Annotated in this window: 17 protein-coding genes; 14 read left to right on the plus strand and 3 right to left on the minus strand. The window is 47.3% G+C overall.

The features are described from left to right. The first annotated feature begins 2 nt into the window (after positions 1-2). Together H525_RS0118990 and H525_RS0118995 are read left to right on the plus strand one after the other, a co-directional pair. Complete coding sequence (locus H525_RS0118990; protein ID WP_027417476.1) at positions 3-1,052, plus strand: NAD(P)H-dependent glycerol-3-phosphate dehydrogenase; 1,050 nt, start codon at positions 3-5, stop codon at positions 1,050-1,052. A 74-nt stretch (positions 1,053-1,126) separates the two neighbouring features. Next, positions 1,127-1,387, plus strand: a complete 261-nt coding sequence (locus H525_RS0118995) for a stage VI sporulation protein F (protein ID WP_027417477.1) — start codon at positions 1,127-1,129, stop codon at positions 1,385-1,387. A 125-nt stretch (positions 1,388-1,512) separates the two neighbouring features. On the opposite strand, the gene H525_RS0119000 is transcribed toward H525_RS0118995, so the two are convergent. Next, the gene (locus tag H525_RS0119000) at positions 1,513-2,064 is read right to left on the minus strand and encodes a hypothetical protein (protein ID WP_027417478.1); all 552 of its coding nucleotides are present in this window, start codon (positions 2,062-2,064) and stop codon (positions 1,513-1,515) included. Between the two features lie 158 nt (positions 2,065-2,222). Here H525_RS0119000 and H525_RS26715 point away from each other — a divergent pair, with 158 nt between their 5' ends. Next, positions 2,223-2,399 (plus strand): DUF2768 family protein, encoded by a 177-nt coding sequence (locus H525_RS26715; protein WP_081413508.1) that lies wholly within the window; start codon positions 2,223-2,225, stop codon positions 2,397-2,399. Here H525_RS26715 and H525_RS29750 read toward each other — a convergent pair. Then, positions 2,396-2,554 carry a hypothetical protein gene (locus tag H525_RS29750; protein ID WP_425387757.1) on the minus strand — a complete coding sequence of 53 codons (159 nt, stop codon included), beginning with the start codon at positions 2,552-2,554 and terminating at the stop codon, positions 2,396-2,398. The genes H525_RS26715 and H525_RS29750 overlap by 4 nt on opposite strands. Between H525_RS29750 and H525_RS0119010 the strand changes: the two genes are divergently transcribed. The 4 genes from H525_RS0119010 (at position 2,487) to H525_RS0119025 (ending at position 5,689) form a co-directional block, all read left to right on the plus strand. Continuing rightward, positions 2,487-2,759: a 2Fe-2S iron-sulfur cluster-binding protein gene (locus tag H525_RS0119010; RefSeq protein ID WP_425387756.1), complete on the plus strand. Its 273-nt coding sequence runs from the start codon at positions 2,487-2,489 to the stop codon at positions 2,757-2,759. The two genes, H525_RS29750 and H525_RS0119010, sit on opposite strands and share 68 nt — an antisense overlap. 6 nt (positions 2,760-2,765) lie before the next feature. Then, positions 2,766-3,503, plus strand: coding sequence for a hypothetical protein (locus H525_RS0119015; protein ID WP_027417481.1), 738 nt, complete (start codon positions 2,766-2,768; stop codon positions 3,501-3,503). 171 nt (positions 3,504-3,674) lie between these two features. Next, entirely contained in the window at positions 3,675-5,153 is a 1,479-nt protein-coding gene (spoIVA, locus tag H525_RS0119020) for a stage IV sporulation protein A (RefSeq protein ID WP_027417482.1), read from the plus strand. Between the two features lie 263 nt (positions 5,154-5,416). Further along, positions 5,417-5,689: an HU family DNA-binding protein gene (locus H525_RS0119025; RefSeq protein ID WP_027417483.1), complete on the plus strand. Its 273-nt coding sequence runs from the start codon at positions 5,417-5,419 to the stop codon at positions 5,687-5,689. Positions 5,690-5,799: 110 nt separating this feature from the next. Here the strand turns inward: H525_RS0119025 and H525_RS27630 are convergent, their stop codons facing one another. Then, positions 5,800-6,039 (minus strand): hypothetical protein, encoded by a 240-nt coding sequence (locus tag H525_RS27630; RefSeq protein ID WP_155837448.1) that lies wholly within the window; start codon positions 6,037-6,039, stop codon positions 5,800-5,802. 228 nt (positions 6,040-6,267) lie between these two features. Between H525_RS27630 and mtrB the strand changes: the two genes are divergently transcribed. The 7 genes from mtrB (at position 6,268) to ndk (ending at position 11,397) form a co-directional block, all read left to right on the plus strand. Continuing rightward, positions 6,268-6,516, plus strand: coding sequence for a trp RNA-binding attenuation protein MtrB (mtrB, locus tag H525_RS0119030; RefSeq protein WP_027417484.1), 249 nt, complete (start codon positions 6,268-6,270; stop codon positions 6,514-6,516). A gap of 235 nt (positions 6,517-6,751) precedes the next feature. Further along, complete coding sequence (locus tag H525_RS25830) at positions 6,752-7,561, plus strand: heptaprenyl diphosphate synthase component 1 (protein WP_051331170.1); 810 nt, start codon at positions 6,752-6,754, stop codon at positions 7,559-7,561. Positions 7,562-7,568: 7 nt separating this feature from the next. Next, complete coding sequence (locus H525_RS0119040; protein ID WP_027417485.1) at positions 7,569-8,300, plus strand: demethylmenaquinone methyltransferase; 732 nt, start codon at positions 7,569-7,571, stop codon at positions 8,298-8,300. Next, complete coding sequence (locus H525_RS0119045) at positions 8,297-9,160, plus strand: UbiA-like polyprenyltransferase (protein WP_035102027.1); 864 nt, start codon at positions 8,297-8,299, stop codon at positions 9,158-9,160. The genes H525_RS0119040 and H525_RS0119045 overlap by 4 nt, the downstream gene beginning before the upstream one ends. Continuing rightward, positions 9,157-9,747 carry a UbiX family flavin prenyltransferase gene (locus H525_RS0119050; RefSeq protein WP_027417487.1) on the plus strand — a complete coding sequence of 197 codons (591 nt, stop codon included), beginning with the start codon at positions 9,157-9,159 and terminating at the stop codon, positions 9,745-9,747. The genes H525_RS0119045 and H525_RS0119050 overlap by 4 nt, the downstream gene beginning before the upstream one ends. A gap of 134 nt (positions 9,748-9,881) precedes the next feature. Next, entirely contained in the window at positions 9,882-10,853 is a 972-nt protein-coding gene (hepT, locus tag H525_RS0119055) for a heptaprenyl diphosphate synthase component II (protein WP_027417488.1), read from the plus strand. 94 nt (positions 10,854-10,947) lie between these two features. Continuing rightward, a complete protein-coding gene (gene ndk / locus H525_RS0119060; protein WP_035102028.1) occupies positions 10,948-11,397 on the plus strand; it encodes a nucleoside-diphosphate kinase in 450 nt (149 codons plus the stop codon). Positions 11,398-11,620: the final 223 nt, after the last annotated feature.

Genomic DNA, 11,620 nt, shown 5'->3' on the forward strand with positions numbered 1-11,620 from the left:
ATATGGTAGAGTCAAAGGACCGTGTAGCCGTTGTGGGTGCTGGAAGCTGGGGAACGGCACTGGCTACCGTGCTTGCGGAGAATTTCCCCCGGGTTGATCTGTGGGCTCGCCGTGAAACTCTTGCACAGGAAATAAATGAATCACATTATAACAACCAGTATCTGCCGGGTGTGCTTTTGTCCGAAAATATTGTAAGTGATTCTTCGCTGGAACGAGTGGTGCGGGATAAATCATTGATTCTGCTTGTCGTTCCGTCGCATGCCATGAGAGAAACGGTTCGCCGGCTCGTCCCCTATTTACGTGAGGATGCCATTATTACCCATGCAACAAAGGGAATGGAAATCAGTTCGTTAAAACGGATGAGCGAAATTATCCGGGAAGAAGTTCCCGAATGTTTGCGAGCCCGCATTGCCGTGTTATCGGGGCCAAGCCACGCGGAAGAGGTAGGGCTTAAATCACCGACAACGGTAGTGGTCGCTTCGGAATCAATGGCGATTGCCGAGCAGGTTCAGGATTGGTTAATAACCGGGCGTTTTCGCGTTTACACCAACCCGGACGTGATTGGTGTGGAAATTGGCGGAGCTTTGAAGAATATCATCGCCCTCGGGGCAGGGCTCAGCGACGGTCTTCAGTTTGGCGACAACGCGAAGGCGGCACTGTTGACGCGGGGTCTAGCGGAAATTGGACGCATCGGCATCGTTCTGGGCGCCAATCCCCTTACCTTTTCCGGTCTGGCAGGTATTGGCGACCTCGTTGTAACCGCCACAAGCCACCACAGCCGCAACTGGCGAGCAGGCAATATGATTGCGCAGGGTCTGACTACGGAAGAAATTCTGCAAAAAATGGGAATGGTTGTGGAAGGAATTAAAACAACAAAAGCGGTCTTTCATCTCTCTGAAAAGGTTAATGTGGAGATGCCAATCACACGGGAACTATACCGTGTGCTGTTTCAAGGAAAAGCGCCGCGCGAAGCGGTGGGTGACCTGATGGGGCGCATGCGGAAACACGAAATGGAAGAAGTAGCTCTCGCATACTTTAATCATAAGGAGTAGATTCATTAATCGGCACGTTTTTCCTGTCCCCTCATATATTGTAGGTGTACATTTACAGGAGAGGGGATGTCGGGATGGCGAAAATACCTAAGATATTGTTAGATAAGCTGCAGGGGAAAAACTTTGATATGTCATTGCTTGAATCACTGGCGGGAAGTGTGAAAAAAGAGGATTTTGCCGATGAAGAAAAGGTGCGTAACCTGGTGCGGCAGCTGGCTGTTATGGCTGGAGTTGCTCTGGACCAAGACAAAGAAGATCGCATTATTGATTACATTAATAACCAGGGACTGCAAAACGGCGATTTGAGCACACTTAGCAACCTGCTAAAAATGTAAAACAAAATAGGCGTTATACCGTGTTACAAGCATATTCCCGGTCACATACTGTAGTAGTGGGTTCTCAAACTAACTCGCTCTCATGTACAAAGCAGGGTGCACAACAAAGAAGGATAACGGATGCGTTATCCTTCTTTGTTTTCCTCCACCGTTGTTTCCACGGCTTCTTCTGAATGCTCTCCGGCTTGTTCTCCACTCAGTTCCATAAACGCTTGAACGAGCGGAGAATTCAATACGGTTAAAATTTGACGGAAGTCGATCGAATTCAACATTTTGGAAAGGGAAAGGGGTGTTTTATCTCCGCTTGTTTTGTTTTTTGCCTGGTTGGCCGACCAGCGCTCATACATGCCGAACATATTGTTCAATGTGTTGAGTGTCGTCTCCATTTCGGCCATGGTCGAGCGCATCTGGCTTGACCACTCTTGAACATTAACAATGGATTTTCGTATCTCTTTCGGTGACTTCGTCCACAGCTGCGGGAGGTTTTTTAGCCAGTCCGGCATGGCCGCGGCGTCTTTTTTTGCTGGTTTCTCTTCCTTTAGTTCAAGGAGTTGCGGCTGTTGGACCACCGGTATTTTCTTGGAAGATGGTGTTTGCGTCGTACGGCCGGTTTTTCCTGTTTTACTTTTTGGTTTTGTTCTTGCGCCGTAAGGATTTCTCGTTCGTCGGGCGTTCATTCGGCATACTCCTCTCCTGTCGAGCGTTCTTTCCAGTCTATGCGCATGTTCCCTACTTGGTTCGATTCAGCTCGTGTCCCCTCTTTTTTGCACGTTTTTCTAATGCTATAATGTGAGCATATTCAGTTCGATTATGGCGGGAGATAAAGAGGGGTACAATGGAGAAAATGTTTTATGCGCTTAGCGCAATAGGGGTCATGTTCGCTTCTAATTTTGCGATTACACAGGCCCGTAAAATAACCGTCAAACCGTTTCGTTTTGCGCTTTCGACCGTGGCCTACGTGGGCTTGCTGGTTGCTTTTGTTTTAATGCTTGCCGTACTTGTCACGTTCTAATAAGCCACAGGAGTTGTATTTTTCATGCCAATCATTACTTTTAGTCCACAGGAAAAACGCGTGGAGGTACGCCTCGGAGAAACGGTACTGCGCGCCGCTTCGAAGGGGCGCGTCGTCGTCTCACAGCGCTGCGGCGGCAACGGTTCATGCACCATGTGTAAAGTATTCATTTCACCGGATAGCTGTGTATCGCAGCCGAAAGAAGTGGAAAGAAGAATGCTGGGGGATGACAACCTTGCAAGCGGCATGCGGCTGGCGTGCCAGACGCTGGTGCAGGGAACGGTCAAAGTAGAGGTGCCGGAGAGCCCCTTGAAAGCCTACATCCGAGCCCAACTACGCAGCCAGAAGCAAGGAGAGTAATCGTACATGGATGATGCAAATAAAAAAAGAGCTTGTTCTATTATTTTCGCACTGTTGTCCTTTCTGTTCATATCCGCCTGCTCGTACCCGCGGGATCAGCTCGTTGAGAACTCGGTCCCGCCTCTGCAGCAGATTAAAATGGTGCAAGATGCCGTCGATAGTTTTCAAAAAGATACGCAGGTGCTCCCGATTGAAACAAGGGATGCGTCCACACCGCCATTTGAACGCTATCCGGTTGACTTTTCCAAACTCAAACCGAAATACATCCCCTATGTTCCGGGTATAGCGTTTGAAGCGGGGGAAAATTATATGTTTATTCTCGTGAACGCGGAGACGAAGCCGGAGGTGCGCCTGGTAGATTTGACCGTATCACAGAAGGTGCAGACCGTCCAGGAACAGGTGACACGCTATTTTGCCGATAAAAAAAGGTTTCCTTTCGGGAAAAAAATAGCGGACGGTTATTACGACATCGACTTTAGTAAATTGGGGACGCCTGCCGCCATGGTCCATGACGCGGCCAACGACCAGGAGCTTCCGCTGATCATGACGGAACGCGGTATTGTAGGTGTTGATTACAGCATTGATGTGAATCTCGCGCTAAAGAGTAGAAAGCAGAAGACAAAGATTGCTCCTTCTGAAGATATTCGTTCGATTCTTGTTGATTCGTCCCCGCTCGCCCCGGTGAAATCATTCCCGTATCATCTCGTTAACGGGGAACCGCAGCTGGCGAAAGAAAATCGATAGCATACCCCCGTCCACGCACACATAGTATGAAGTATAAGGGTGCGTATGAAAGAAAAGTACCAGTCAAGTTTTCTTTATAAAAGGGGTCTATTTTCATGCCAACCCTCATAAGATTAGTAGTGTCCTTATATGTACAAGAAGTGGAACCGAATTCTTTGAGGAGGTATGGAAGTGGAACGCGTAGATATTTTCAAAGATATTGCGGAACGTACGGGCGGCGACATCTACATCGGTGTTGTAGGGCCGGTGCGTACGGGTAAATCAACATTTATCAAGCGGTTTATGGAAACGATCGTCATTCCTAACATTGCCCACGAATCAGACCGAATTCGCGCAACGGATGAACTTCCGCAAAGCGCAGCCGGCCGTACCATCATGACAACGGAACCCAAATTCGTGCCTAATACCGCGGTTGAAGTTAAAGTAGCGGAAGGATTAAATATCAACGTGAGGCTGGTAGACTGTGTTGGTTACGCGGTGGAAGGGGCACGCGGCTATGAGGATGAAAACGGACCCCGCATGATTACGACTCCGTGGTATGATGAGCCAGTCCCGTTTGAGGAAGCGGCAGAACTCGGCACGCGCAAGGTGATTACTGAGCATTCCACCCTTGGGCTTGTCATTACAACGGATGGAACCATTGCCGAAATCCCACGCCATGAGTATGAAGAGGCTGAGGAAAGGGTTGTCAACGAATTGAAAGAAGTCGGAAAACCCTTTGTCATCGTCATTAACTCGACACAGCCGGCCCGCCCGGAAACCGCTGCGCTTCGGGCTGAATTGGAGGAAAAGTACGATGTGCCGGTTCTTGCCATGAGCGTTGACACACTGGATGAAAGGGAAGGGCTCACTGTTCTTAAGGAAGTGCTCTTTGAGTTCCCGGTCCATGAAGTAAACGTCAATCTTCCTTCCTGGGTGATGGTGCTACATGACGATCACTGGTTGCGCAAGAATTTTGAAGAAGCGGTCGGTGAAACGGTGAAAGATATTCGCCGCCTGCGCGATGTGGATCGCGTCGTTGGCTACTTTGCCGATTATGAATTTATTGAGCGCGCTGCGCTGGCTGATATGAATATGGGCCAGGGAATTGCGGAAATTGATTTGTATGCCGATGATGAATTGTATGATCGTATCCTAGTGGAGATCGTCGGCGTCGAGATACGCGGTAAAGACCATTTGCTCCAGCTGATGCAGGAATTTAGCATGGCAAAGAAAGAGTATGACAAGATTTCAGGTGCGCTCACGATGGTTCGCCAGACTGGATACGGCATTGCACCTCCTTCCCTTGAGGAAATGAAGCTTGACGAGCCGGAAATCATTCGCCATGGCTCCCGTTTTGGAGTAAGACTGAAGGCGACGGCACCGTCCATTCATATGATTCGGGTGGACGTGGAGTCCGAGTTTGCCCCGATTATTGGTACAGAAAAGCAGAGCGAAGAGCTTGTGCGCTACCTGATGCAGGATTTTGAAGAGAACCCGCTTTCGATTTGGAATTCTGATATTTTCGGCCGCTCGCTTAACTCCATTGTCAATGAAGGAATCTCGGCTAAACTTTCTATGATGCCGGACAATGCACGATATAAACTGCAAGAGACGTTAGAGCGCATCATTAATGAAGGATCTGGCGGTTTAATTGCCATTATCCTATAAAAGTGGATCCAAATAACCAAATTTCGCGGGCTTCTCCTTCAAGGGCAGAAGCCTTTTTCCTATTTCCAAACAGCCGAATTGCAAAATCGGAGAGAAAATCGAAAGAAAATCCCTTGAACTGCTGCGTTTTCTATATTAAGATTAGCTTGTCCCGGTAGAGAAGCCAATAAACAATAAATGTAGAGATTACGTATATTTATTAGGTAAATCGTTAACAACGTATAACAAGTAAAGCGTAACCTGTGGGAGGAGGTGAATGGATAATGAACAAAACGGAATTAATCGCCAAAGTTTCCGAAGTTGCGGAACTGACAAAGAAAGATGCGACCAAAGCGGTTGACGCTGTATTTGATGCGATTACAGAAGCGTTAAAAACAGGCGATAAAGTACAACTTATCGGCTTCGGGAATTTTGAAGTGCGTGAGCGTGCCGCCCGCAAAGGCCGTAATCCACAGACAGGGGAAGAAATTGAAATCGCTGCAAGTAAAGTTCCTGCCTTTAAACCTGGTAAGGCGCTGAAGGAAGATATTCAATGATTGGCGTACATATCGTGATTCCTTAATTCATTCTAATCATGAATAGACGAAGAAGCCGTGCACCTTTGTGCAGGGCTTCTTTATTTCCGTTAAAGAAAGTATATGTCGCTTTACAGTGTTAAAGCAACATATACTTTCCTCCATGGGTCACCTGAGAAAAACTCGCGGGAGTGTGCCGAACGTTGCTTTTTCGATGTGGAGTGTGTGGCCGGAAGGTCGATCAGACCGACAATTGTCTCCATCATTGAGGTACCCGGATGTTTTGTCGGTCCGACCTTCCGGTCACTAAGCGGCCGTTTCGCTTCCCTGCAGAAAAAGGACGAGCGGCAACGCCCGCGAGTTTTTCTCAAGGCCTGCACATACGCATTCATAAAAAGGCCGGAACGCGTACAACTTATATACGAGGTACCGATAAGGTTGACAGCGTTTCCTTTTTAGCGTATAAGAAAGTATAACTTTCTTATACGCACGAGTGCAACTAAGGCTAGCGCCTGCGCCTATGGCTTGGCGCTAGACAAGTTTTCTTTACGAGATAGTTAAATCCGGACAGATTTCGATAGAGGGAGGAGCGCCCGAACATGTCAGCAACAGAATTTATCATTATCAAAGCTTTAGAAAACGGTGTGAATGTAATTGGTTTGACCCGGGGGGAAGCAACGAAATTCCACCATTCAGAAAAACTTGACAAAGGTGAAATTATGGTCGCCCAGTTCACCGAACACACGTCAGCGATTAAAATTCGGGGCAAAGCCATTGTACAGACGAGTTGCGGCCAAATTGACACCCTCGTAGACGAATTATCAGCCACCGGCAAAAAATCTGAATAGCCCAGGCAAAATAAGCAGGCACCTTCCATTTCTTTAAATAGCTGTGGCCTGCTTATTTTTAGCGTATGAGGGCCACTAATGCTAGTCGGCGCCAATGCCGTACATCCTTATTAATTCTGTACTTTATCAATTCCCGATAATAAATATATAATTATCATATGTAGTAGACGCGCTTGTATGGTATACTTTATAGGTGTGTTTTCGGTAGTGGTATGTAACTATGGGGGATGTAAATATGAATTTTGTGAGAAGTGATTTTCAAGAAGAAATATCAGAAATTATAGGCTTAATTAAGCGGAATGCCGAAAACAGCGTACTTATACAATACGTTGACAACCCGGCGATTTCCCCGCTTCGCGTTTGCCTTCTTTACTTTTTCTTACACCAGTGTGGCCTGGCAAAGGACACGATTCAACGCTATATTGTGACAACCATGCTGATTCAACTGGGACTTGACACACATGACAATGTAAGTGTTGAAAAGGAAACCACGCTCAGCGGAATCCGTTCACGGCAGCTTACGGTTTTAGCCGGTGACTATTTTAGCAGCCTTTATTATTTCCTGCTCGCTGAAATGGAAGATGTATCTGTTATCCGAAGCTTAGCCGACAGCATCGAGCGAATTAACGAGCGGAAAATATCTCTGTATCAAAGCAGGGATCTCAAGGCAGAAGACTATCTTAAAGCAAAAGTTTGGATTGAATCGGAATTGGTCCGGTCGTTTATCGAATCGCTGGCAGATGATCGAAAGGCTGAGTGGATGGAATTTGTCATGCAAATGCATACGATCGAATTGCTGGTTACCGAATATAACGCGTATAAATGGAATCAGCCGCACGGTCCATACCTGATGCTGCTCAGCCATGACGAAGGGACGTACCACGGGTACAAAATGCTGATTCACCGCATTCATAAAGCTTTGCACCATTGCCGCAAGCTAATCGGTCTGCTCGGAAGTGAAGAACTGAAAAGTGAGCTGAAATATCTGCTTGATGACTATGCGTCTGTCTTGGATAACCTGGATGCAAGGGCAGAGGAGATGTAACATAAGGATGAAAGACACGATACAAGGAGAAGAAAAAGCGGAGTTTGTACATAATGTCTTTGAAACGATTGCGAAAGACTATGACCGTATGAACTCGGTTATTAGCTTCGGTCGCCATGACGCCTGGCGGAAGTATACGAATCAGCGCATGGGCGTTAAACATGGTCAGAAAGCTATCGATATATGCTGTGGAACGTGTGACTGGACGGTAAGCCTGGGCGAAGCCGTTGGCCCGACAGGCGAGGTAGTCGGCCTGGATTTTAGCCAGAACATGCTCGACATTGGTGAACACAAAATCCGGCAGAGAGGCATGAAAAACGTTACACTATTGAACGGAGATGCGATGAAAATTCCGTACCCGGATGATTCGTTTGATTATGCGACGATCGGGTTCGCATTGCGCAACGTGCCCGACTATAAGCAGGTTCTCCGCGAAATGATGCGCGTAGTCAAACCGGGTGGACAGGTTGTTTCGCTGGAAGTGAGCAAGCCTCCGTTTATCCCTTATCGTAAACTGTTTTATTTTTATTTTTATCGTCTTTTACCGATTGTCGCTAAACTGGTTGTAAATAAATACGACGAATATGCCTGGCTGCCGCAATCTCTTACCAACTTCCCTGATAGCCGGCAGCTGGCGGACACCTTCCGTGAAATCGGACTTGAGAATGTACAGACAAAACTATTCGTTGGCGGGGTATCGGCCCTGCATATTGGATTTAAAAAGCAGGTGAACTTATGAAGAAGTTGCGTATTATTCTGGAAATGATTAAATTCGAGCATACCATTTTTGCGCTGCCGTTTGCTTTTATGGGAGCGATTCTTGGAAGTTATGTTGTGAAGGGAACCTGGCCTTCATGGGGGCAGATTTTCTGGATTATCGTCGCCATGGTAGGCGCCCGCAGCGCGGCTATGGCATTAAACCGATTGATTGACCGGAAGTTTGACGGGGAAAATCCTCGCACAAAAATGCGTGCCCTCCCTGCCGGGCTTCTCAGTGTGAAAGAAGTAGTCTTTTTTATTATCGGTTCGTTCGTGCTTCTATTCATAGCTGCATCTCAACTGAACCGCTTAACCATGGAGCTTTTGCCTATTGCCGTTTTCTTTCTGGTGTTTTATTCGTTTACGAAGCGATTTACGTGGGCGTGCCATATTGTGCTTGGCGTTGCCTTGGGGCTGGCCCCGCTTGGCGGATGGGTTGCGGTTACAGGGGAAGTAGACGGAATCAGTCTGATATTGTTTGCTGCGGTTGCTTTTTGGTCGGCGGGCTTTGATGTCATTTATGCGTGCCAGGATGTTTCCTTTGACAGGCAGCGCGGACTTTATTCGATTCCGAGCTATTTTGGTGTGGCCAGAGCGCTGAAACTTGCCCGTCTGTTTCATGTTTTTACAATTATTGGGTTTGTTGTTCTTTATTTTTTAACCAACCTAAAAATATGGTTTGGCATTGGGATTTTGATTTCAGCTCTTATCCTTATTTATGAACACAGTCTTGTGAAGCCGACGGACCTTTCTAAATTGAATACGGCTTTTTTTACGATGAACGGCGTGCTTAGCGTATTGGTTTTTGCCTTTACGTTTATCGACCTGGTGATGAGATGAAAAGGATTATTGTTGTAGGCATTACAGGTGCAAGCGGTGCGATTTACGGGGTTCGTCTGACACAGGAACTTCTTAAGCACGACTATAAGGTCCACCTCATCATTACGGAAGCCGGATGGCAGGTGTTCCATGAAGAACTAGGATGGGATACCACAGACCGTGAGAAGATTCTGCGCACCCGCTTTAACCCGGCGGGTGGTGAATTGCACTATCATACGCTGCGTGACTTCACAGCCCCTGTTGCGAGCGGATCGTACCGTGCGGATGGGATGGTGGTGATTCCGTGTTCAATGGGTACTCTGTCAGGCATTGCGCACGGTGCGTCGGGCAATTTGCTTGAACGCACGGCTGATGTGATGCTGAAAGAAGGGAAAAAACTTGTGATTGTACCGCGGGAAACACCGCTCCATTCGGTTCAGATTGAGAATATGCTTCGCCTCTCGCAGCTTGGTGCCCGTATCGTACCGGCTATGCCGGGTTACTATCACAAACCGCAGACCATGGATGATCTCATTAATTTTGTGGTTGGCAAAGTGCTCGATACACTCGATGTGCCGCATGATCTATTTCGCCGCTGGGGGATGTGAGATTATAAATCCGGTACCATTGATTTTATTACATGTGCGGCGGAGACTTGGGGCGGGTCTTTTGCCGACACTGGTGCGTGTTAAGGTATGGAATTCGAGCTGCAAATTAGTATAAGGTAGATTAGGTGGATGCAATGAAACTAGCAGATATATTTTTTCCTTTCCGGTCAGACATGAACTATATTGAACGCGAGCTGGAGAATGCGGTAAACACGAAAGAACCAGTGCTGTCGAAGACGTCCAGCCATCTGCTTAAGGCAGGTGGAAAGCGGATTCGTCCTGTCTTCGTATTACTGGGGGGACAGTTTGGAACGTATGATATAAAAAAGTTAAAAAGTGTAGCGGTCTCACTGGAACTTATACATATGGCTACACTCGTTCATGATGATGTCATTGATGACGCGGATCTCAGACGCGGGAAACCGACGGTAAAAGCCCAGTGGGACAACCGGATTGCCATGTATACCGGCGATTATATTCTTGCCCGTGCTTTAATGATTGCGACCGAGCTGACCAATCCCCGAATCCATAAGATATTATCCCGCTCCATTGTCGAGATGACTCTCGGAGAAATTGAACAAATTCGTGATTTTAACAATTGGAATCAGAATTTGCGGCGATACCTGCGCCGTATTAAGCGAAAAACCGCCCTCTTGATCGCGATCAGCTGCCAGCTGGGAGGAATCGCCGCCGGAGCCACTGAGGCAGCGGTGCGGAGCCTGTATACGTATGGATACAATGTGGGGATGGCGTATCAAATTACCGATGATATCCTTGATTTTACCGGGGATGTCAAAAAGCTGGGGAAGCCGGCAGGCAGTGACCTGCGCCAGGGCAACATTACCCTGCCCGCGCTGTATATGTACCATCACAGTTCCCTGGCGAACGACCTAAGAAACCGGGTGCAGGACGGTTTACTTGCGGACGACCGGGCGCTTGAGCAGACCATTTATGAAATTCGCCAGGGAGAAGGCATCCGCTATGCTTATGAATTGGCACAGCGCTACCTTGCCCGCGGTATGGCCGCACTCGATGAATTACCCGCGAATAAAAATAGGGATGCCCTGTTTAAAATTGCCCGGTTTATCGTGGAAAGACAGGCATAGAGCAGTTGCAATCCCTGGTGCGATTTGTTAAAATTTTCGTTGTGTGAATGAAATCGCATGAATACATAGTGAACACGGATGGAGGATCATCTTTATGGCTAAACAACGCACGTTTTTGATGGTTAAACCCGACGGCGTACAACGCAACCTTGTCGGTGAAATTGTCACCCGTTTTGAAAAGAAAGGATTTCACTTAATCGGTGCAAAATTGATGAACGTATCCCGTGAATTGGCGGAAGAACATTACGCTGAACATAAAGAAAAGCCTTTCTTTGGCGAACTCGTTGATTTCATTACTTCAGGCGCGGTATTCGCTATGGTATGGGAAGGCGAGAACGTGATTACAACCTCGCGCAATATGATGGGAGCCACCAATCCGGTAAATGCCGCTCCTGGAACGATTCGCGGCGATTATGGAATCAGCATGGGAATGAATATAATCCACGGTTCAGATGCACCGGAAACCGCTGAACGTGAAGTGGCTCTCTGGTTTAAAGAAAACGAACTGACACAATACGAAAAAACGATTAACAAGTGGATTTAAGCTTCTAAGAAAAAGGCCCGGTGATAACGGGTCTTTTTTAGTAGGTAAGAAAGCTTGCCTTTCTTAGCTACATAAATGCAGTTAAGGCTATCGCCGGCGCCTCCCGCTTGGCGTTAGCCAAGTTTTCTTTACCGTTAAGGAAAGTATATGTTGCTTTACAGTGTTAAAGCAACATATACTTTCCTTCCATGGGTCACCTGAGAAAAACTCGCGGGAGTGTGCC

Origin of the sequence: Aneurinibacillus terranovensis DSM 18919 (assembly GCF_000430625.1) — a bacterium.
In the GTDB taxonomy this organism is placed as follows: domain Bacteria; phylum Bacillota; class Bacilli; order Aneurinibacillales; family Aneurinibacillaceae; genus Aneurinibacillus_B; species Aneurinibacillus_B terranovensis.